Origin of the sequence: Virgibacillus necropolis, from assembly GCF_044793635.1 — a bacterium.
GTDB lineage: Bacteria > Bacillota > Bacilli > Bacillales > Amphibacillaceae > Virgibacillus_F > Virgibacillus_F necropolis_A.
The window spans coordinates 1496714-1520542 of sequence record NZ_CP084992.1; the positions used below are offsets into that span (position 1 = coordinate 1496714).

Consider the following 23829-nt stretch of genomic DNA (forward strand, 5'->3'; position numbering starts at 1 on the left):
CGTACTGTATAATAAAGCACAATACACGTTACGCTTGTGAAAGGGTGCTAATAATGGACATAAGGCAAATAGAATATTTTGCAGAAGTTGCGAAGCAGTCGAACTTTACGAGAGCAGCTTCAACGCTTCATATTTCCCAGCCATCATTAAGCAAAACAATTAAAAACCTTGAAAGCGAGCTCGGTGCCCCGCTTTTTTATCGAGGGGCTAAACAATTGGAGTTAACAGATGCGGGAAAAGCACTTTTAGTCAATGCCAAAAATGTTCTTCATGCTTTTGAAAATTTAACATCTGAACTAAATGATGTCATCGATTTAAAAAAGGGTGAAATTAAAATTGGAATTCCCCCGATTATAGGTGCTGCATTTTTTTCTAAATTAATTAGTAAATACAAAGAAGCCTATCCTTCCATTGATATGATATTAACTGAAGTTGGTAGTAATAAAATTAAACTAGGCGTTGATGAGGGAGCGCTTGATATTGGTTTAGTTTGCAGTATTCCCATGCAAAAAGAAAACTTTGAGACAATTAAACTATTAAAAGATCCGTTAATGCTTATAGTCCATAAAGACAATCCGTTAGCCGAAAAAAAGACTATCGATTTTTCACATATTGAAAAAGAACCATTTATTTTATACCGTCATGATTTCTCCCTGCATGATAGTATTATAGAAGCTTGCAAGCAACATGGTTTTTATCCAAATGTCGTCTGTGAAAGCTCACAAAAAGACTTTATGGTTGAAATGGTTGAAGCAAAACTGGGTGCGGCCTTATTGCCGAGTAAAATTTGCGATCAGATCCACAACGAAAAAATTATAGCAATTCCTTTTAACAAACCTGTTGTTAACTTGGAATTAGGCATGATCTGGAAAAAGGATAAATACTTGCCATACAGTGTACGTGAGTTTATCACCATGTCCGAATCGTTTACGATTTAACTTTTTTCGACAAAAACCGGGAAGTGACAGGCACCTACACCACCAAATAAACCGCCTTAACCGGCCCGTGCACCCCAACAACGATGTCCATTTCAATGTCAGCACTGTTGCTGGGGCCCGAAATAAAATTGACACACGTTGCAATTTCCTTGCCAGCTTCTACTTGTTTATGAATCTCATGTGTAGCTTGCGTCATCCGAGGTACAATGGATGACTTTGGTACGATGGCAATATAGGTAGTCGGCAACAGACTTACGGAACGGGCAATATCTTTATCATTAAATTGAACAATCGTACCCGACTCGGCCAAGCTTATATCACTAAAAAAAATACCCAAGTTAGCTTCTTTCGCTTTTTCAATATTTTCTTCACCTAAAGCCGTGTCCCATCTGTGTGTTTGCTCATTATCAAATACAGATGTTAGTCCATATTCAGCAAATCTAGCATCCTTCGTTGTTACAATCGTTCCTCCACCGTATTCATTAATAACCTTTTCTATCGTTTCAGAAAGCATAGATTTATCTGTTTCTACCACATCTACCTTTTTAGCTTTACTGTTTTTTTGGAAAGTAGCCAATAAATCATCAGGGGAATCATTTTTGTAAACCTCCCATTGTGGTTGATGTTTCCACGTTGGAAGGGTAACGTCAGTTTTGCGTTTACGTCCAAGTTTGTCGGCAATCTCATTTAAAAAAACGTCTTTATTATGAATGGTACCTTTCGCCATTGTCTTCTACCTCCCTTTCTTATGTTCCTTAAACCAGCTTCGAAAGTTATCCTTTCCAGGTGCAGGAAATTCACGGATTGCTGTCCACGGCTTCATTGGACCTGGACCTTTTGAAATACTTCCGTCTTTTACTAATGGTTTCATAAACGTTGGCGCACCTTTTACAGCCATCTGAAAAAGAGAAGGTGTACTTGCACCGACACCAAATGCATTCATGGCCATCTTTTCGCTCTTTTTTACCATCCCTTTTTCAGCTACGTAATTTTCCCGATGTCTAATCAGTTGTTCATGTAGTGGAATTTTAACCGGACAGGCCTCTGTACAGGCTGCACAAAGACTCGATGCAAAAGGAAGTTCGCCATATTCCTCGTAACCCCCGAGAATAGGGGAAAGTACAGCGCCAATTGGCCCTTGATAAATGGACCCGTAAGCATGTCCACCAATTTGTCTATAAACTGGGCAAACATTTACACAAGCTGCACATCGTATGCAATGAAGAGCAGACTGAAATTCAGTCCCTAGTGCATTCGAGCGACCGGCATCCAAAATGACAAGGTGAAATTCCTTAGGCGCGTCCACACAATCTTCTTCCACCCCAGGAGTTAAATTCGTTACATACGTGGTTATCTTTTGTCCAACAGCACTTCTACTTAGTAAATTTACCAGAACATCAAGTTCATCCCATGTTGGAACGAGTCGCTCCATCCCCATCACTGTTATCTGTGTATCGGGGTAGGTTGTTACCATGTTCGCATTACCTTCATTGGTTACAAGAGAGATAGAACCAGACTCTGCAACAGCAAAGTTACAACCTGTAACCCCAATGTCAGCTTTCATGAATACCTCACGGAGCTGACTTCGCGCAAAAGCGGTTAACTCCCGTGGTTCTTCGGTTCCAGTGTACCCTGCTTTTAATTGGAAGGTATCTCGAATTTGTTCTTTATTCTTATGCAATGAAGGAACAACAATGTGCGAGGGTCGATCTTTATCATCTATTTGTAAAATATATTCTGCAAGATCTGTTTCATGTACATCACAACCGACGTCTTCAAGCGCTTCATTTAAACCGATTTCTTCTGTAACCATTGATTTCGCTTTGGTCACATGTTTCGCATCTTTTTTCTTTGCAACTTCCTGAATATAGCGGTTAGCGTCTTCCGCCGTTTTAGCGAAATATACATGGCCGCCTTTCTTTGCAAAGTTTTCACTTAACTGATCAAGATAAAAGTCAAGGTTTTCCAAGGTATGCCGACGAATTTCTTCTCCAGCCTTTCGCCACTCTTCCCAATCACCAATCTGATCATCTCTTTCCGTAGCATCAAGCTTTTTATCACGCAATCTATCCTGAGCCGAAGCCATAGCATTACGCATAAAGTCATCATCCAACGCATCATCCACCCTATCGAAAAATGGCTTTTCCCCAATTTTCATTGGCATTCGTAATACCTCCCTTTACGCTCGCGAATTTAATATTTGAGCGATATGCTTCACTTCAATTGGTTTTCCCTTGCGATCAATCCGTCCTTTTATATTCATGAGACATCCGCCATCAGCTGCAATTAACACCTCTGCTGAAGATTCCTCAACATGCCTGACTTTTTCGTCCACCATCCGTTCGGAAATCGGTGCCATTTTCACTGCAAATGTCCCACCAAACCCACAACAATCATAGCTATTTTCAAGTGGAAGCAATTCAAGACCTTTTACATTTTTTAAAAGTTTAAATGGTGCTTCTGACTCTTGTAACAATCGAGTCATGTGACACGATGTATGGTAAGTTGCTCTCGTTGGATAAACTGCTCCTACATCCTCAACCCCCAAAACATTGACAATGAATTGGGTAAACTCGTATGTATTATCCGCGACCGCTTGGGCTCTTTTCCGCCATTCCTGATCTTCTTTAAACAGAGCAGGGTATTCCCTGAACATTGCTGCACAAGAACCGGAAGGGGTAACAATATACGTAGAGTCTTCAAAACTTGTAATCATCTGTTTTGCGGCTTTTTGTGCATCTTTTCTATAACCACTGTTATATGCTGGTTGTCCACAACATATCTGTCCTTTTGGTAAATCAATTTCACAGCCAAGTCTCTCCAGAATTTCCACAACATCTTTCGCAACGTCCTGATAAAATATTTCCCCGAGGCAAGTGACAAATAAGGATACTTTCATTATCATTCACACTTTCATTGTGTATTGGTATTTCACCCTATAAATCTATTAAAGAACAGGTTATTATATGTCTAGTTAAAAAAATGTAATTGGTTTAAATCCCACACGTTGTCCTCTTCAACTCACATAATCTTAATCTTTATTCTAATTCAAATAAACAGAATTTAAAAGATTGAAGTGTGGTAACTGACGTAAAGCTACCTATTTGTAAATGCAAAAGAGACCTATACATTACCAAATTGGTTTGTAGTAGGTTTTTTTAGGATTTAATCTAAAAGCCATTTCATATAAGGGCATGAGTTAATAAATGTTACCTGCTTTCTGTTAAAATAATCTAGGGAGGGGAGTTTTGATGAAGAAAACCTATTACATTTTACTAGGGATATGGGGCACTATCCTAGCATATGCAATCTACAAATACTCTCAGGGAATGGGGTATTGGGGAAACCCTTTAATGCTGTCAGTGGTATTTTATGTGTTAGCCATTATAGTGAATAAAAGATTCAATGTATTACTCATATTTATCGCTGTTTCTTATTTTTTAATGGCGATCTATATTGTTTATGATATGTTCATTATTCAATTCCCTTCATCACCAAGTAATAACTGCAACAATAAACCATGCGCCTAGCTTTCTTTATTGGTAAGAAGTGCATGTAATGTCTAGTGGTCACGGCATTGAAATACTAAAGTACAATGAAAAGTCAGACCCATGCGAACATTTATTTAGTTCGCATGGGTCATAAATCATTATAATTCTATCAATCTTATCAGTAGCCAAAATAAATAAGAGGCCGACCAAAGCAAGCTTTTTAGCGTACTTCCTGACAGCCTCAAATAATATTTATCTAATTATCATATTTATCCTTCATCTCATCGCCTTTTTCATTAATTTTCTCTTTTAATTTGTCCCCTTCAGTTTCAACGGTATCGAGAAGTGTATTGAATTCCTCCTCAAATGACGCCAGTATTTCTTGACGTTGCTCAATCATGCTAATGACTTCTTCGCTTACCTCATCACTGATCTGTTCATTACTTTCCAAGTAATAAACAGCATCTTTAAGATTGCCCTCTTCATCATAGGAAAGATTCATGAAATCCGTTCGTTCTCCGTACAATTCGTTCATTTTATCTGTTTGTTCACCGGATACTTCATTATAATTTTCAGCATTCCAAGAGCTCCACTCGTTGTACAAACGAACGCGTTCATCTTCCCATACTTCTTTAAAGTCATCTCCAGAGTCGACGGTTTTAAATTCTCCACCGCCCGCTTCGGCTACTTCCAATAGCTGTTTCTGTCCATTACTGTCTACATCAAAGCCAATAACATTCACAACGGCCTTGATATTGGAATCATGTAGACTTTTCGCAGCTTTAACTGGATTTCCACCACACGTTTCCACACCGTCACTTACAATATAAATAATGTTCTGGCTGGAGCTGTCCGCATTCTCAAAGTCCTTCTTCGCTTCAGTTATCGAGTTAGCTATCGGTGTCCATCCAGTCGGTTCAAATTTGCCCAAAGCATCTTTGAATTTGCCTTTGTTATACGGCTGGAGATCATAGACCAATTCTGTACTACCGCACGAAACTTTCTTATCACTGTCAGAGTTGCTCCCTTTATGTCCGTACACTCTCAAGGCAACATTTGCCCCTTCCGGCATAGAAGCAACGAAATTATTAACAGCTTCTTTTGCCAGCTCCATTTTTGTTTTGCCACCGACCTTTTGGGCCATACTTCCACTAGAATCAAGCAGAATCGCAATATTAGCAGTACCATTTACTTTCTTGCCGTCTTCAAGCTTCATACCCCCAGGCGCATCAGATACTGCCGTTTCAATGTGCGGATTGAACGCTTCGACAAATTTATAATATTCCTTGTACTGTCCCGACTCGCTCATCAAATCTAGTAAATTTGCATAGACTTGAAAACTGTCTTTATCTTGAAAGTTTTTTTCATCCAATGCACGATGGACAACGGCTTCATTATACGCAGCACCAGCATATTCCCCTGGTTCCTGCTCAATAATTTTTTCCATCGTCGTAGCAACTTCAAAATCTTTCTCAGGGCTTTCCTCTTTGGATGTTGCCTGTTCTTCCGTTTTTTCAGATTCTTTATCACTGGAGGCTTCCTTGTTCTTCGATGATGTTTTTTCATCTGAACTGCAAGCAACCAACATACCACATAGAAAAATTGTTAATAACACCAAATAAAAAATTCTTTTCATAAAAATTCTTCCCTTCCTGTTCTAAAAACGTATAATTTCAGTTAATTTAGCTTATTATTTTATACTACCAAACCAAGGAAACTTTTCAATAGGAAACATCCTTTTCTACTCTTCAGATTTTCCAGAAAAAAACCCATCAACCAAATGGTTAATGGGGCTTAATGTTTAATTATAAAACTTATTCACTTTCCTGTGCTTGTGCTTTTTTATCTTTAATCGAAACATAGCTTGCCAGGGTGATAAAAAGTCCAGAAACAATGATAACTGCTGCGTACATTCCACCAACACCTAGTTTAGCTATATAGCCCATAATAACTCCTACCCAAGCAAAATCACTGTCACCGAAAGTTGTGTTCGAGAGACCTAAAGATCCCAGAAATGACAATAAAATTGCCGGAAGTACGGTAATCAATATACCATTAATGAATGAACCAATAATGGCACCGCGTCTGCCACCAGTTGCATTTCCGAATACACCGGATGTTCCACCATCAAAGAAGTGAGGAACCATACCAGGAATAATCAATACTAATCCAAGAGGACCCATAATCGTCATACTAATTAGACCACCAATTAAACTCGATATAAATCCAACCAACACTGCAGTCGGAGCAAAAGTAAAAGTTGTTGGGGCATCAAGTGCTGGAAGTGCATTTGGTACAATTTTCGCAGCAATTCCCTGAAATGCAGGTACAATCTCTGCCAAAATCATTCGTACTCCCATCAAGATGATAGCAAGCCCTGCCCCAAAGGTCATCGCCTGAACGATCGCATACATAATATAATTGCTGCCACCTGCGAATTCCTTAAGCGACTCTGGACCCGCAACAATTGCAAGAATGACATACATGATAATCATTGTTAACGTGGTCATTACAATTGAGTCACGCAGAAAGTCTAGCTTCGGTGAAATTTTAATGTCTTCAGTAGACTTTTCTTTATTTCCAACTGTTTTTCCAGTTAATGATGAAACAATATAACCCAATGAATTAAAATGCCCTAATGCAAAGGGAGCATTACCCGTAATTTTTCTCATGAATGGATGTACCAAAGCTGGCATCATTGTAGCAATTGTTCCAAGAAGAACCCCACCTAAAATGGCTTGGTTTGTTCCTGTTACACCTGCACTTCCCAGTACCACCGCTAACAAGGTTGCCATAAAAAATAAATGATGTCCTGTTAAAAAGATAAATTTAGCGGGGGTTAAACGGGCTAAAATGATGTTTACTACAAATCCCAATGCCATAATGATTGCTGTTTGAGCACCAAATGCATCCTGTGCCACAGCGACAATTGCTTCATTTGTCGGAACTACCCCATGAAGGTTAAATCCATCTTTAACCATGGCGCTGAGGGGATCGAGAGCACCGACAAGGATACCGGCACCCCCAGTTAAAATTAGAAATCCTACAATCGTTTTTAACGTTCCGGATACGATATCAGTCAGTTCTTTCTTCAATGCTACTAGGCCAATGAGCGCCATCAAACCAACTAAAAAGGCAGGTTTGCTTAAGATCTCATCAACGATAAAATGTAATACAAACAAAGTTTATTCTCCTTCCCCGAACTAGATGAAACACTGCTCTCTATTAAAGATTTGCTAGAACAGGTTCAAGCTTTTCTTTCATTTCATCACGATCTACATAATTTTTCACTGTTACAATTGGTGCATCTACATTACCGGTCAACATATTTGAAAATTGTTCCGAGGTGACGATAATGTCCGTCTGTTCTGATTTAGCTGACCCAATATCGGCAGTTTTCACACTTGCTTTCATACCCAAATCTTTTAATACGGCTTCTGCTGTCATTTTTAATACCATGCTACTTCCTAATCCATTTCCACATACTGCTAAAATTTTCATATTAATTTCCTCCTAGATTGATACTTGATTTATCAAGTTTATTATGGTTTTTTTATCGGTAGCTTGAATTATCTCATCCACCCTGTTTTGATCTGAAATCAACTCTGTTAATTGCGACAATGCTTTTAAGTGAGTGTCATTATCCACTGCCGCAAGAACTATTACCATTTGCACAAAATGGTCTTCACTATCTGAAAAATAGACTCCCTCTTCAATTGTTAATAAACTCATAGCCATCTTCTGAACGCCTGCCTCAGGCCGGGCGTGTGGCACGGCTATTTTAGGGGCAATTACAATATAGGGTCCGCTTTCTTCCACATTTTCAATCATCGCTTTGATATAGGTGTCTTCAATATATTTCTGTTCTTTCAAAGGCTGTGCAGCAATTCTAATCGCGTCTTTCCAACTCTGTACCTTCTTCGTTTGTTGAATGCTATTTTCTGATAGAACTTCGTTAAGCATTGGCTTTCTGAACTCCCTTACACTTGTGTGATTGTGATTCAAAATTTGTTTTAAATCGAATGTTAATCCTTCTAAATTTTTTATATCTGCATGTTGTTGGACAACAGCTATTAAGTCCTCTGGTGAAAGAGGATAACTTCTCTTCTGGTCAGATTCCTGTTGAATCTGTTTAAATAATCGTTCTTTTTCTGCATCATCCAATATCGGGCTAACAGGAATTACTTTAGGATTGTCTGGTATCGGCTTTGTTGAAAAAACATAATCAATATCATCAAAGTTACCATTGATATAATTTCTATAAGAAACGCTTTGTACAATCTCAATTGATGAAAACAGCGTATCCAATTGGGATCTTAAGATATTAGAAGTACCCACACCGTTTTCGCAGACTACAATGCCTTTTTTCTTTGGAGTGATTTCTGTATTATGTTTTCTTAACCATCCCCCAAAGTGCATAGCAATGTAGGCTGTTTCATCATTATTCAACGATTGACCTACTAGTTTTTCAATGTGATGAACTACTTTTTTCGTAATATCAAAAACTTCCCCATAGTTTTGCCTGATTTCCGGAGTAAGCAGATTTTCCACAAAAACACCGTATTTCATTCGATAATACGTGGGTTTCAAATGGATAAACAACTGCTCTTCCATTTGGCTTCTATCCTCGAAGATGACGTAAGCGCGATTTTGAAATTCGGAAACCATTGCTCGGATAACCTGTTTTAATTGTCCGAGTTCCTGAACAGTATCGTCTGGCAATTTTGACGTATTTACTTTTGCACCCAACAAATTCATTGTTAAAAAACAAATTTCATCTTCCGGCCATGCAATGTCCATATGGATACTAAGCCGGTTTGCAATATGTCGGGCAACTTTATATTCCTCGGTTTGGCTCAGCACTTCCTTTTCCTCATCCTCAAGGGTAATCTGATCACCATTTTTTAACCGCTTACAAATAATCACCGATTTAATCGCTAAATTATCGTGCATTTCATCCGTATAGCTAACATGAATCAGTTTTTCCGCTTCTGTCACCCACTGCTTCACAATTGGGAACAAGAAAGGTAATGTGCCTGTAACCACCTGGATGTTGTTATCAATGGTCGGTCCATCCAACGATTCAACCACTTCAGATGACAGCCGCTCCCAACCCTGAAGCGTATACAATTCAGAATAATAACGTACGAATGCCTGCCGTTTGTCTTTCTCGCTTCCGGTGATCGTGTAGCCATCCCTCTTTGTAGACAACACATCGAGGCCAAGCGGCGAAAGCTCTTTTCTAAGTCTGGCAATGTCATGAGTAACAGTGCTTCTGCTAACCTCTAGCGTTTCTGCGAAGTCATTTGCAAAATACGTTTTCTTGTGGCTAAGCAATAAAACGGTAATCCATGCTAGACGCTCATCTGTCGACAGATGGTAATGCCGCCCCTCGATTTCGTAGAGAAAACGAGGCAACTGTTTTTTTGTTTTTTCATCAAGACTAATACCTTTACCGTAATGGTTAGTTATCGGATCCAACTGATGGTCTTCCAACCAGTCATTGATTTGCTGTACATCATAATAAACCGTCCGTTTGGATACCTGCAATTTAGTTTGCAGTTCCTCAGGGGTTACATGTGAAGGCGCATTCAACAGTTGGTTAAGGATAAAGATGCTTCTTTTACTTAAAGTCATTGGCATGCGCTCCTTAGTTTTTGCAAAAACTGAACACTTAAAGTATGTGCCTAACCTCATTTATTATAATAAACTCCTTAATTGAAGTTGTGAAGGCGTTTCCTTGTGTAGTTATTGTTAAATATAAATTTGCAAAACATTGCCTGACAAAAAATAACCCCTAAAGAAATTTCGCAAATAAAAAATCCCATAGATAGTAACTACCTATGGGATTGAATTTGCTATTTTATTCTTCATACAGTGGATAGCTTACTAGATTGCTGAAAATACGATATCCACCAGGTACTTGATTTTGAATTTGTCGGTACCAAACGAGATTTGTATACAAGTATGTTCCCTCGCCATAATCAGCCATCAAAATACCGCCGTTAAATGGCTCTTCATTCGGATCGGCCATGCTTACAAATGTTTCAAACCTGTCATCCCATTCCATTGGGAAATATAAACCACGTTCCTGAACCCAATTGGACCAGTCCTTTTCGGTTATATTGTTTGGATAATTAAACAATGGATGATTTGGCTTCAGTACGTTGACCTCGGCATCTTCCTGCGTTACCCGCCATTTTATGGAAGGCTGGCCAATGACGAGATTGTACGGGCTAGTCTTCTCAGGATCCCAATTGTCCCAAGGTTTATTATATTGAACAACAAGGTGTCCCCCATCTTCAACGTATTGTAATAAACGTTCATTATTGTTTCTCAAATCCTCACGAGAAAGATACGCTCTTACTCCGGTCACAATGGTATCGTATTTAGAGAGATCACCGGATTGGAGGTCTTCTTGCTCTAATTTAGTAACGTCCATTCCAATTCCCTGCAATCGTCCAGCCACTTTATCAAATCCACTATCGATATATCCTACCTTCAACGTTTCAGGCAAGTTTAAATCAAATGCAACCCCCTCAACTTTTGCAGGGTAGAGATAGTAGGAATTATCGATATGGTCATATTGAATTTTCTGTACGTAAGTGCTCAATGATTTTCCATTTGCATTTACGATTGGGTTGAGAGAAAATTCACCTTTGCTGACATCAGTTCCAGGAGACACAGTAAACGAAACGGTTTTGGTTTCACCCTCATTCTCAAATGTAACAGGTGCTGATTCCGGCTCAACCGTCCATCCTTCTGGAACATCAAGACTGACAGATGCATCAAGCTCTCCACTCGTGTTATTTTGGACCTCAGAATCTACGGTAATTTGTTTTGGTACATCTAACGTGTTAACTACTAATTTATTCGGTTGAACTTGTACGGAAACGTCCGGCATTACCGCAACAGTAGAATCAGTTTGATAACGCTGTTTAACCGCTGTTGGCCCTACCGAATAAGTTACTTCTGAATGAATTACAGGCTCATCATATGGTTTATAATAATCGGCATCAGCAGGAACATTAACTGTAAATTCAATGGTCCTTTTCTCCCCATCATTTAAACGAAATGGTTTTAGTGTATCGTCCGTTGTCCATCCTTCTGGAAGACTTAACATCACACTAACATCTTTCAGGGAATGCTTACCCTTATTTTCAAGCGAAACGGTAACCTTTGTTTGTCCATTTTGAACTAGTGTAGCGTCTTCTACTACAGTCTCAACTTTCAGGTTAGAAGCAACTTTACTTACATCAGTAAGTTGTTGTTGTTTTACATCTATCCGAAACAGAATGTCTTCTTTTACCTTCTCCTGTAATTCACTATGCGTTATTGTAGATTCCAGTTTTCTTGCTTCGTTAAGCGCTATATGTGCTTTTTTCATCGCCTTATCGCGACTTGGATATTGATCGATAACCTTCTCGAGTGTCTTTTGAAAATGATTAAGTTTTGCCCTTAATGGGTTAGAATTTAATTGACTTGCAATTTCCGTGAAATCATAAGCTAGTCCATCAAAAAGGTCTTCTTCGGCTGGAATGTCCTTAACTGACTTTGCAAGTCTTAAGTTAATTGCCTCAGGTCCTGCTGGAATGTCATTTCCCATTCCTTGACTTTTATGAAGATAGCGGGACTTTTCGCCAAGTTGCGGGTATGTCATTCCATAAATAGGATCATATATGCCAATTTCTATCGATGTAGTTGCATTTTCTGCTTCAGCTGGGAGGTACAATTTTTTCACTTGCCAAGTAGAAAGGCCTTCTTCTTCAAGCTGTTCTGGAAATACGGTTGGATCTGCCGCGTCTTCAAAAGCTTTTCTTGTAAGTTGATTAATTGCTCTGTGGTGTCCATGTTGTGTATCAACATCTAAAAAAGATGTAAAGAGGATATCAGGCTTATTAGTTCGTATCCTGTGAATAAAACGTTTGTAGGTAAGCTCCCTACCCCACTTTTCTAACGTTTCATCAGGGCTTTTTGAAAAACCAAAGTCATAAATTGGATCGCTGGTTATTTGGCTTAAGTGAAATACTTCTACACCAGTAACTTTTGACGCCTCAATCATTTCATTTGAGCGAATGATTCCCAGCGCATTTCCAAGTTCTTTCCCTATTTCATTTTGTCCACCCTCCCCGCGGTTTGCAATAAGACTTGCGGTTCTTATTCCAAGACCTCTTGAAAGGTATGCAAGCAGATGACTACGTTCATCATCGGGATGGGCACCTGTGTTTAAAAAACTTAAAGTAGTGTCAAGTGGTTGTAACGTGTTCCAAAGATCAACATCTTGCTCAACCTTTTCTTGTTTTTCAGGTTGCGCAGACGTCATTATTGGTACAAGCAAAAGTAGAACGAGAAACAAATACATAATTTTCTTCATGGTATTTCTCCCTTCCTAGTAGTTTAGTACAGTGACAGGATTGTTTACCAGAAACTATTTATAAGAATAGTCATATCCTTATTACGCTCACCTCCCTATAAGAACTTTCTACCTTCTAGCCTGAATCATCCTCCTAACAACATCCGGATTTGGACCGCCTGTGATGGTTCTTCTTTCTACAAAACATACTGGATCAATAATACGCTTCCAATCATGCTCTGTTAATTCCACATCACCTAGCCACAAATTAATTTGTTCAAAAGAAATGTCGTAAAGCTCTTTTTCCTTTTCAATTACCTTTCTTGCTATCACACTTGCTTTATGATGAGCTTTTCTGAAAGATACACCATAGTCTCTAGCGAGAACATCAGCTAGTTCAGTAATTGTGATCATATTCTCTCTTGCCTGCTGATGTGCCCTTTCTTTATTGAAATCCATGGTTATAATGACAGCTCGCATTAAACGTAAGACACGTATTCCTTTTCGATACCCTTCATAAATATGAGGCTGTAAGTCATCTTCTGTATCATTTATATCTCCATACGGTGTATTGTGAATCATGTGCAGTACAGCCATTCCTTCTGCGGCTGCACTACTAGCAATTGCTCTTGAATGTTCAATGGATACAGGATTTCTTTTTTGTGGCATAATACTACTAATTTGCACGTAAGCATCGGAAACCCTTAACAAACCTACTTCCTTTGATGCCATACGCAAGAATTCCTGAATCCATCTACCCATGTTAGTTGTCAGGCTTATTAGTGCTTGAGCTGCCTCCATCAAGTAATCACCAGCACCGATTGCGTCATAAGAATTTTCTACTAGACCATCAAACTCAAGCAACTCTACCATTCTTTCACGATTAATAGGAAACCCTGTAGTCGTAATTGCTGCAGCACCCATTGGTGATTGATTAACAGTTTTATAAGCCTGATCCAGCCTTTTTATATCGCGTTGCAAATTGTCATAGATGGCAACTAAATAGTGACCAAAAGTCGTTGGTTGGGCAGGTTGCGTGTGTGTATGTGCAGGCATAATTGACTCGACATGCTGTTCAGCCTGGGAAAGAATTGCTTCACTTAACTGCTTTGCATCACTTATCGCCTGTGTTATATACGCTCGTATCACTATTCGATACATAGCCTCGCCCATATCATTCCTGCTTTTAGCAATGTGCATCTTCCCAGCCAATTCCTCGCCAATGAGTTCTCCTATTTGAGATTCTACAAGGAAAAATAAATCCTCGTATTCTGTTGAATATTCGAGTTGCTTTCGATCAAGCAATTCCACCTGTTTAACACCAGCCAAGATTTGATCAGCTTCACCTTTGTTAAGAATCCCTTGTTCGGCCAACATAGTAGTATGTGCTTTATGAATCGTAAACATTGCGTCAAATAAATGTTCTTTTTGATCGTAAAACACTGGTTTCAACAATGATTCAACATAGGTTTTGCCAGGAAAACTGGCACCATCACTTGCCTCGTACTTTTCTTTATCAATTGTCATCAGAAACCCACCTTCATCCACTTTTGTCTACAATGTATTCTCCGTTTTAACACCGAAAAACTTGTATGCAATATACATAACTATTGCTATAAGACCAACCTGTATCATTCCAAATGCAGCCGCTTGACCAATGTTAAACATCCGTAGTTGATTCATGATTTCAATAGAAATCGGTCTGTTACCAATTGTATAAAGTAATACAGAGGTAGGGAATTCTCCTACAGCCTGAACAAAAGCGAGCAATGTACCACTTAACACCCCAGGCATGATTATTGGGATAACAACTCTTCTAAAAGTATAAAACCACTTCGCTCCCAGATTTTGTGCTGCTTCTTCGATAGAATCATCCATTTGTTCCAAAACAGCTGATGTAGACCTAACAACTAATGGAATAAACCGGATAAAGTAAGCTAATGGTAATATCCAGAATGTACCGACTAAAACTTGCCCAAATGAAAATGGAGAAGGTTTATTAAATGCTAAAATTAAATTCATTCCAACTACTGTAGCCGGTAATGCCCAAGGGATCATTACTAATATGTCTAATAGGTTTTTACCTATGAAACTACGCTTAACAAGTGCGTAGGATGTGATGATTCCAAATACAAATACACCAGCACAGGCGAGGACTGACATGATTAAACTATTTTTAACTGGGTCCCAAATATTTGGATCCTCAAACAATAACCTAAAGTTTTCTAGACTAAACGCTTGTGGATACGTTTGCCATGTCCAACCTCCTTCAGGAACCAACGATAATATGAGTAAAGTGAGATGCGGCAATAACAAGATAATCATCGCAATGATACCAAGCGTAACCATTACCCATTTCAATAACGGGTTATTCACTTCACTTCGATGAGCCCCTATACCTTTACTTGCCATGCGATAGTCTTTTCGCCCTTGGTACCAGCGCATAAACAGCAAGAAGGATATAGATACAACAGACAAGATAACAGACTGTGTTGCGGCCATCTCTAAATCACCATTAATTTTAGAAAAGTAAATTTGCAGACTTAGCACACGATATCCACCTGCGAGTAAAAATGGTGCACTGAACGATGCCATTGATACCATAAACACTAATAAGGATGCTGCAACCAGTCCTGGAGTTAATAAGGGGAACGTTACCTTCCAAAATACCTTTGATTTGCTGGAGCCCAAATTATAAGCTGCTTCTTCTAGTGATGGGTCAATATTGTTCAGTGCAGAAGATGTTGTCATATAGAAGTATGGGTACATCGTATAAGCGTGAACCAATAAGATCCCGGAAACACCACCAATGCTAAAAGGAACCTCAGAAAGATGTAAAACATCCTTAATAAAATTTGGTACTAACCCAGCTTCCCCATAGAGAAACATGAAGGCCATAACACCAACTAAAGATGGTAGAACAATTGGCATGATTGCAATATTAGAGAAAAACTGGCGCCCTGGAAAATCATAACGATTGAAAATATACGCCAGTGGAACACCTATTAAAGCGCTAAAGAAAACAGATAATAGTGATATATAAACCGAGTTCCATAAAGCCTGTAAATTTGCAGCAGCTTTAGAACCAAAAAAATCTGTATAATTATGAACCGAAAATCCACCATTCTTTTTGAAGCTTTCCAGTATCGTTTCAATTGAGGGATACAATACATAACCAATCAGCACCAACAAAACTGGTAGTAGTAGTAATAACGTTTTTCTTTTTTCTGCATTTAACATAAGCTTGTCACTCCCTTGCCTTTGGGATCACGCGTATTTGATCTTCTGGCATGTACACACTAACTTCTGTACCTTCTTTAAAATATGTACTTGGGCCACGGTTTAAATCGGTAGCTCTAATCGTTACATCTTCATTAATGGTTATATAGGTATGAACAGATGCACCAGTAAATTGCACGAGTGAAACGTGACCCTTACAGACATTTTTTTCACTGGTGATCTGATTATGATCAATTTGGATTGCTTCTGGTCTAATAGACATGACCAAATCATCATTTTCATCGTAGCTAGCTATGTTAAGTTCAGTATCTTTAACGTAAATGGAATCTCCCAATGTCTCTGAACGAAAAACCAGCTCATCCTCCGAAGTTTTGTCATACGTAATAGGCAACAATGTTGTCTCCCCTATAAATTCCGCGACAAAATCATTCAAAGGTTTATTATATATTTCTGTTGGGGTGCCTACCTGTTGGCACACACCATGGTTAAACACGGCGATTCGATCGCTCATGGTTAGGGCTTCCACCTGATCATGTGTAACGTAAATGGTTGTAATTCCATACTCGCGTTGTAACCGCAAGATTTCCGTACGCATTTCATCTCGTAATCTAGCATCTAAATTACTTAAGGGCTCATCCAAAAGTAAGATATCAGGTTCAATAACAAGCGCTCTTGCTAGAGCAACCCGTTGCTGTTGTCCACCACTTAACTGACTAACCTGCCGATCTATGTACTGATCCAGCCGAACTTTCTTAAGTACATCCCAAACCCTCTTCTTGGTATCTGATTTACTAATTTTTCTTACCTTTAATCCAAAGGCAACATTCTCAAATACCGTCATATGTGGAAAAAGGGCATAGTTTTGAAAAACCATGCCCGTATTCCTTTTTTCAGGTGGTACTGTTGTCATATCTTTTTCATTAAATTTAACTTTACCTTTAGTAGGGTAATAGAAACCGGCAATCATTCTAAGAGTTGTTGTTTTACCACATCCACTTGGACCTAAAAATGTAAAAAACTCGCCTTCTTCAATTAATAAATCTAAATCATTGACTGCCGTAACATTACCAAAACGCTTCGTTATTGTTGATAAGTTCACTGTTGACATGAGACAACAACTCCTCTTATGAAAAAAATTCTATTCTTCGCTCTTATCTTTTTCTGTGTTTTTAATTTTGTTATCCCAATACTCCATCCATTTTGGAGATTTCTCCTGGAATAAAGTCCAATCTATTTCCATTGGTTTAATCTCTGTTTCTGTAATCCATTCTGGTAGATCCTCAATATCCTCACGAGTAGGAATACGATAATACTTTTCGGCTAATAGTTTTGCAGCTTTCTTCGTATTTACAAACTCATAAAAGGCTTCTGCTGCCTTTGGATGTGGAGCATCTTTAACAATTGCAATACCCTCTGTTAGGACTGGTGTTCCGCTTTCCGGAATTACATAGTCAAAAGGATATCCCTTTTCTTCCGCCAACATTACGGTATCCGGCATATTCCAAACGGATAATGAGCCAACTCCTTTTGCTACCTGATTATACATAATTTCAGGATTTGCAGAGTATTCCTTGGTATTTTCATCAAGCTTTTGTAGCCACTCGTAACCTTCTTTAGGACTTTGTGTGTCTTGATATGTTCGATAAATCATAGATGAAAAGATAGTACGCATTGTTCCTGAAGCTAATGGATAACGAATAATAATTTCATCTTTCCATTTAGGATCAAGAAGGTCATCCCAGTCCTTCGGTGCTTCTTCGGCTGAAATTTCCTTTGTATTATAAAGGATTACTTCAGGTGTGATAGATGTTCCTGACCACATCCAGTCCTCATCATGATACATGTCATCTAATGCATCCGCATAAGTTGGTTTATACTCTGCAAGCAGGCCATCTTCCTTTGCCTGATCAAAGTTTACTTGAGGAGCTCCCCACCACACATCGGCCTGCGTATTATTTTTCTCTGAGCGTATACGATCCAATATCTCTTGAGAACCCATGTCTAAAAATTGCATGTCGACATCGTATTCTGCTTCAAATTGTTTTTCAAATTCGCTTAAAATGTCTTTACCATGCGGAGAATATACAACTACCTTTTCTTCCAGATCCTTACCGGAATCTGAATTCGAGGCACCATCACTGCCCTCTTCATCGGAACCACCTGCCATACACCCTGCCAGCGTAATACTTGCCAATGTAACTAGTAATAGTGAAAGTACCCATGATTTTTTAATAAAACGCATAAATCCTTTACCCCCTTGTTTTAAATATCAATTAATGTATCAAACTCCTTTAAAAATAATGCCACTGCCCCGATAACCCCTGCTTCCTTCTCAAACGTTGTTGGTACTACTTCACATTCTTTTGGAGTATATCTTTTCATGATGTCTACCATTTGTTTACGGAAAATGGAATATGACCCGCTGACACCACCCCCTAAAATAATTAGTTCAGGATCAAAAAGTGAAACATAATTCGCAATGCCTAAAGCCAAGTTTTCAATCGCGAAATTAACTACCTCCATAGCAGCTTGATCCTGTTGTTGATACAAATCAAAAGCCTCTTTTGCAGAGACATTTCTTCCTAATCGCTCTGATAACTGGTTTCCAATCGATGAACCACTAGCAACACTTTCCAGGAACCCATACCCAGCATAGACAGGATGATAATCCTTAGCATGAACCCTATCTGTTACGAGATAACCAATCTCACCAGCACTATAATTACTGCCACGATACAATTTCCCGTTTATCATAATTCCGCTGCCTATTCCCGTACCAATCGCAATGTAAATTAAATTCTTTTTATCTCTCCCTACACCTCTCCAATGTTCACCCAGTGCATTGATGTTCACATCATTATCGATGTATATTGGCAGATCAAAGATTTCTTTTAACCTTTCACGTATGGGAAAGTCCTTCCACTTTAATGCCGGTGCTTCTTTGACAGTTCCTTCCTTAACGTTTGTTATACCAGGAACCCCAGCACCCACACCCAAAATTTGTGAATCATCAATCCCTATTTCCCATTTCATAGACTCAACACTTTGTTTAATTTCCTCAAATAAATGATGTTCTAAATTTACTTGTGTTGGAAAATCTCGATAGGCATAGACCTTACCATTCAAATCAGTAATTCCTAATGCTACATTTGTGCCACCAATATCTATTCCGATAATATATCCTTTTTGAGGGTTAAACATTAAGTTAACAGGTTTCCTTCCACCACTCGTGGATGCTTCACCATTCCCAGTTTCAAATATCCAATTTTCTTCCAACAACTGATCAACAAGTGTGGAAACTGTCGGCTTACTAAGTGCTAGCTTTTTAGAAATAGTAGCACGCGAGGTAGATTGTTCATTCATAACGCATTTAAGTATCAACTTTTGATTCATTTTTTTTATGTAAGCAGCATTCCCTTTCTGCATTGAACAGGCCCCTTAATGTTATTTAACCATTTTATTTTTAAAGAAAAGTAGTAGAACGGATTAAGTTAGTAAAGTTTACTTACTAATCAAACATTTAATACAACATAATTGAAAGCCCTTTCATTGTAAACTCCAGAAATATACTGAATTTATAATTTTTCACTGGATTATCTTGTGTATTCTCGTTTATTCTTTAATTTTTATTGTTTTTTGATTTTTTAATATATTTATTTATACCTTTCAAAATAGAAAAAAGACCTGAACCAAAGTCCAGATCTTCCAAGAAAACACTTTAAATAACGCCCTTCAGTGCCTCCGTATATCTTATGATTTAACTTCCGATATCATCCCATGCACCTTCGCAACTTCCTCATCAGAAACAAGCAAATAGTACACGCCATCTATCTTCGTTCCATTACCTTTCATCATATAACTAACAACATTCTTACGAACATCGGCATAATTGAATAAAAGATTTTTCATATCATCAAAGTCCATATTTGTTGCCATATTATCGCCTAGCACGTCTATCATGCTATCAATCTTGTTAACAGATGCTACACTTGCACCTTTATCTATGACTGCTTGGATAACTTGACGCTGGCGTTTTGTTCGACCAAAGTCGCCATTTGGATCTAGATGGCGCATGCGTACATATCCCATTGTTTTAGGGCCATTAAGTTTTATCTCACCCTTTTGATAATGATAGCCCTTCTTATAGAACCCTTCATCATACCAATCAAGACTGTTATTTACGGTAATTCCGCCAACAGCATCTACCATTTCGGATAAGCCCTGCATGTTCATTTCAATATAGTAATCTAAATCTATATTTAGTAGATTCTCTACACTGGCTATAGACATATCAGTACCTCCAAATGCGTACGCGTGATTAATCTTATCCTTATAACCCTTACCAACCATCAGCGTACGTGTATCTCTAGGAATACTAATTATTTTCATTTTATTTTCTTTGGGATCTAGAGAAAGTACCATTAATGCATCGGAACGTCCACCATCCCCGGGGCGTTGGTCAACACCAAGCAACAAAATGTTAAGTGGTTTTTGTTCACTAATCTTTTTCTTACCAATTTCAGAATCTATAGTAGAAACCTTCTGATGGATTTCCTTATTAACTGTTTGTTTTGCATTATTATATATAGAAAACGCATAAGCTCCAACGCTGAGTGCCAGCACTAAAATTACTGCTATGCTTATCTTTAAGCCTAGTCGTTTTGGCTTTTTACGTTTATCTGATCGCTTTTGTACTGTCATTTTCACATACCTCAATCCGCATTAATCAATACTAAATACCTATGTAGTATAACATAAAATAACAGCGAATAAAGTCGTAGAATCAAATATTAACAGGAATGTAATCGAACGGAAATCATGACAATTTATATAACAGGATTTCGAATCTTACCAATTTCAGCAATTTCATTTCATCTCCCGTCTTTCATCATTTCAGCGCCAAGCGGACTGCCAGTTTCGCCCGGTTAGTGTCAACACGCCGTATAAGTATGCATTTAAAAATGACAGTATTAATAAATTTTATTTATAAAAACTGGGCGTTAAAAAAAACCGCCCAGTCCTTTTTTGCTAAGGAATCATCCAAAACTAATAGAAGGGTATCCATTTACAACTCCTAAAAATACGGTTCTCTATTACTATTTCGATTTTCTTGGTATGGGAATAAGTAGTATAACTTTAATGATTCGTAAACCTCTTTGGATTGAGATGTTCAATCTCATGGAACGTTTCCCCATCTATAATAAGATCTGCTGCAATCGATCCGATAATAGGGGCCATTTTAAATCCATGCCCAGAAAAGCCACTTATTAATAATGTATTTTCCATTCCTGGTGCAGCCCCAACAATTGAATGGTCATCTTGTGTGTAACCATCCATATAAACACTGGCTCGAACAGGATCAGGTATAAGATCAGGAATTAATTCCTTGACAGCATCACTAACTTCTATCATTTCTTCTAGAGAAACATCACGGTCAAGACTATCTGGTTCTGGGACAATCCCTGGATTCTTCGTATTTGAAGCTTTTACCATCGTTCCATCTAGTGTGGGCGCACCGGTCAATCTAAATTCTTTTCGCATGCGAGCAAATATCGGGAAATTATCAGGTTTAAAATCATCGATATTTTTTGCTGCAAACCATGTTAACACTAAACGTCTTGCCTTTATTTTGTTTTTCAATTTCGGAATAAGTTTTCCAGTCCATGCTCCTGTAGTAATCAATACTTTACCTACTCGATACTTTTTTCCATCAGCTAAGATAGTGACACCATTGTTATCTGGTAGGATCTCTTCTACTTTTGAATATCTGTGAATTTTTGCGCCATGAGCCTCTGCTTGATTCGCAGCAGAAATAGTTGCTAACTCAGGTCGTAAAAAACCTGCATTCTTATCTAGGATCATTATATCCTCAGGAAATAATCGGTGTTGAGGGTATCGATTTTTAGCCTCATTTCCCTGAATAACCTCATGTTCTAAACGAAAATCTTCTATCGACTTAAGCACATTCTTTATCACTTCCGTATTTGGATCACCAATCATTAATCCTCCATTAAGTGTTAATAAACTATTATGTGTTTCCTCTTCTAATTGTCTCCATAATTGACGGGCTTCTTGTAATAATGGCACATATTCCTTTCCTTCCATATACGCTGTTCGAAACAGACGCGATTCTCCACCGACAGCTGACCGATCATTCCCAACTCCAAATTGTTCAAATCCTAAAACAGAAACACCCCTTTTAGCTAGCTGCCAAAGGGCCATGCTTCCCATTGCCCCTACGCCAATAACTGCTACATCAGAATCCATACTCTCACCTCGAATTTTTTATTTATTCCGTTAATTTAGACTATGCCTCTTTCGTATTTCTTTCTAAATCATTTACTCGATTTTTATCTCTATACAAATAATTAAACAAAAAGAAGCCTACTAATGAACCGAGTATACCGAAAGCTACATAAGGTATATTGGTACCAATAATTTGTGCACCAGCTGCACAGGATATCCCTGATAACATACTTCCAATAGCACCTTTAGCATTTAATAGATTTGATTTTCTCATAATAAAACCTCCGAAAATCGGTACTAATAATCCCGATGCAGAATAGGCATACGTTGCAACCAACCACCCTAAAGCCTTCGGATAATATAACGCTAAAAGGACTGCCAATATTATTACGATAACGGACATCATTCGTGATAACTTCAATAACTTATTCTCACTAACCTTTGGGTTAATGTAGGATTGATAAATATCCGTTGTTATATTAACTACAACTGATTGAACAGCACTACTAACGGTTGACATAATAGTTGCAATAATAAATGATGCATAGATAGCCATAAACCAAAGTGGAATTTGAGTTAGGAACCACCCTGAAGCCATTTCCGGATCAGTTAAATTAGGATTCATAGAAAAAATGGCAATCCCCATAAATGATGCCCAAAAACCGCTGATTACTCCCACTATTGCAGCAATGATAAAACCCTTCTTAGCAACACTAGGACTACTTGCAGCATATATACGCTGGTAGGACATCTGATTCGTCAATGCCCCAGGGAAAATAGCCAAAACCCAAAAGATAATCGTCATCGTTCCAACTGCTCCGAATCCTTCTGGGAAACTAATCATAGATTCCGGTACTTTCGTTGTTATTTCAGACCAGCCTCCAGCAAGATCTAAAACATAAAATCCACTTACTATTGTCATGACTACCATTAAACAGCCAAAAATAAAATCAGTCCACGCAACAGAAGTCAATCCACCAGGCAATACAAATAATAGACTAATAGCAGCAAAGATTACTATCAGTGTGGTAAAACCAATACCTGTAATCTCTGAAAACAGACTTCCAAAAGCAACTAATTGTGTACATAACCATCCAAATGGAACAACAATAGCTAAAAAGGTAACGATACTCATCATTATTTTATGCTCACCGTATAGTTTTTTAAAAATATCCGGCATCGTAGTAAACTTATGCTCTTTTAGCCAATTAGCAAGTAATACTAGAATTACGATACCTATGGAATACAGCACATTATAGGTTACAGCCGACCAACCAGCACTATAGCCTATTCCTATATGAGCAACTAATACGCCGCCCCCCATACCTGTAGCAAATTGAGTTCCAGCTACTACATAAATAGGTAACGATCTACCCCCGACTGTCCAGTTTTCACTGCTTTTATCCCTTCTGCCGATCCAAAATGAGAAAATAGCTGCACATGATAAAACCACAATTGAACTTAAAACAATTACCAAAGTAGCGTTCATTTTTTACCTCCTAATAATTTATTAACCTATCTTTATAAATAATTAGTTTTAGTAAAAATCATGTTGTTTTAT

18 protein-coding genes are annotated in these 23829 nt (G+C 38.3%); 2 read left to right on the plus strand and 16 right to left on the minus strand.

The window, feature by feature from the left end; translation table 11 throughout:
- Positions 1-53: 53 nt before the first annotated feature.
- The gene (locus LG329_RS07225; protein WP_404455262.1) at positions 54-938 is read left to right on the plus strand and encodes a LysR family transcriptional regulator; all 885 of its coding nucleotides are present in this window, start codon (positions 54-56) and stop codon (positions 936-938) included.
- Positions 939-972: 34 nt separating this feature from the next.
- Here LG329_RS07225 and LG329_RS07230 read toward each other — a convergent pair whose 3' ends face one another.
- Genes LG329_RS07230 through LG329_RS07240 form a run of 3 tightly spaced genes read right to left on the minus strand, consistent with a single transcriptional unit; the run spans position 973 to position 3837 of the window.
- Positions 973-1665: a lactate utilization protein C gene (locus LG329_RS07230; protein ID WP_404455265.1), complete on the minus strand. Its 693-nt coding sequence runs from the start codon at positions 1663-1665 to the stop codon at positions 973-975.
- Between the two features lie 6 nt (positions 1666-1671).
- Positions 1672-3102 carry a LutB/LldF family L-lactate oxidation iron-sulfur protein gene (locus LG329_RS07235; RefSeq protein WP_404455268.1) on the minus strand — a complete coding sequence of 477 codons (1431 nt, stop codon included), beginning with the start codon at positions 3100-3102 and terminating at the stop codon, positions 1672-1674.
- A gap of 15 nt (positions 3103-3117) precedes the next feature.
- Complete coding sequence (locus tag LG329_RS07240) at positions 3118-3837, minus strand: (Fe-S)-binding protein (RefSeq protein WP_404455271.1); 720 nt, start codon at positions 3835-3837, stop codon at positions 3118-3120.
- A gap of 352 nt (positions 3838-4189) precedes the next feature.
- Between LG329_RS07240 and LG329_RS07245 the strand changes: the two genes are divergently transcribed.
- Entirely contained in the window at positions 4190-4468 is a 279-nt protein-coding gene (locus LG329_RS07245; RefSeq protein WP_404455274.1) for a hypothetical protein, read from the plus strand.
- Between the two features lie 217 nt (positions 4469-4685).
- On the opposite strand, the gene LG329_RS07250 is transcribed toward LG329_RS07245, so the two are convergent.
- From LG329_RS07250 to LG329_RS07310, 13 genes are all read right to left on the minus strand, one after another.
- Positions 4686-6065 (minus strand): VWA domain-containing protein, encoded by a 1380-nt coding sequence (locus tag LG329_RS07250; protein WP_404455276.1) that lies wholly within the window; start codon positions 6063-6065, stop codon positions 4686-4688.
- A 178-nt stretch (positions 6066-6243) separates the two neighbouring features.
- On the minus strand, positions 6244-7548 hold the full coding sequence (locus tag LG329_RS07255; protein WP_404456472.1) for a PTS ascorbate transporter subunit IIC: 1305 nt from the start codon (positions 7546-7548) through the stop codon (positions 6244-6246).
- Positions 7549-7654: 106 nt separating this feature from the next.
- The gene (locus tag LG329_RS07260) at positions 7655-7930 is read right to left on the minus strand and encodes a PTS sugar transporter subunit IIB (RefSeq protein WP_404455279.1); all 276 of its coding nucleotides are present in this window, start codon (positions 7928-7930) and stop codon (positions 7655-7657) included.
- Between the two features lie 12 nt (positions 7931-7942).
- Positions 7943-10066 carry a BglG family transcription antiterminator gene (locus tag LG329_RS07265; protein WP_404455282.1) on the minus strand — a complete coding sequence of 708 codons (2124 nt, stop codon included), beginning with the start codon at positions 10064-10066 and terminating at the stop codon, positions 7943-7945.
- 226 nt (positions 10067-10292) lie between these two features.
- A complete protein-coding gene (locus LG329_RS07270; RefSeq protein WP_404455284.1) occupies positions 10293-12803 on the minus strand; it encodes an NEW3 domain-containing protein in 2511 nt (836 codons plus the stop codon).
- Between the two features lie 108 nt (positions 12804-12911).
- Positions 12912-14309, minus strand: a complete 1398-nt coding sequence (gene argH / locus LG329_RS07275; RefSeq protein WP_404455286.1) for an argininosuccinate lyase — start codon at positions 14307-14309, stop codon at positions 12912-12914.
- A gap of 27 nt (positions 14310-14336) precedes the next feature.
- Positions 14337-16022, minus strand: a complete 1686-nt coding sequence (locus tag LG329_RS07280; protein ID WP_404455289.1) for an ABC transporter permease — start codon at positions 16020-16022, stop codon at positions 14337-14339.
- Positions 16023-16029: 7 nt separating this feature from the next.
- Positions 16030-17130 carry an ABC transporter ATP-binding protein gene (locus LG329_RS07285; protein ID WP_404455292.1) on the minus strand — a complete coding sequence of 367 codons (1101 nt, stop codon included), beginning with the start codon at positions 17128-17130 and terminating at the stop codon, positions 16030-16032.
- Positions 17131-17160: 30 nt separating this feature from the next.
- Positions 17161-18264, minus strand: coding sequence for an extracellular solute-binding protein (locus LG329_RS07290; protein ID WP_404455295.1), 1104 nt, complete (start codon positions 18262-18264; stop codon positions 17161-17163).
- Between the two features lie 20 nt (positions 18265-18284).
- The gene (locus LG329_RS07295) at positions 18285-19448 is read right to left on the minus strand and encodes an ROK family protein (RefSeq protein ID WP_404455298.1); all 1164 of its coding nucleotides are present in this window, start codon (positions 19446-19448) and stop codon (positions 18285-18287) included.
- Between the two features lie 324 nt (positions 19449-19772).
- Positions 19773-20723: an LCP family protein gene (locus LG329_RS07300; RefSeq protein ID WP_404455301.1), complete on the minus strand. Its 951-nt coding sequence runs from the start codon at positions 20721-20723 to the stop codon at positions 19773-19775.
- Positions 20724-21158: 435 nt separating this feature from the next.
- Entirely contained in the window at positions 21159-22289 is a 1131-nt protein-coding gene (solA, locus tag LG329_RS07305) for an N-methyl-L-tryptophan oxidase (protein ID WP_404455304.1), read from the minus strand.
- A 40-nt stretch (positions 22290-22329) separates the two neighbouring features.
- Positions 22330-23757, minus strand: a complete 1428-nt coding sequence (locus tag LG329_RS07310) for a sodium:solute symporter (RefSeq protein ID WP_404455307.1) — start codon at positions 23755-23757, stop codon at positions 22330-22332.
- Positions 23758-23829 lie beyond the last annotated feature (72 nt).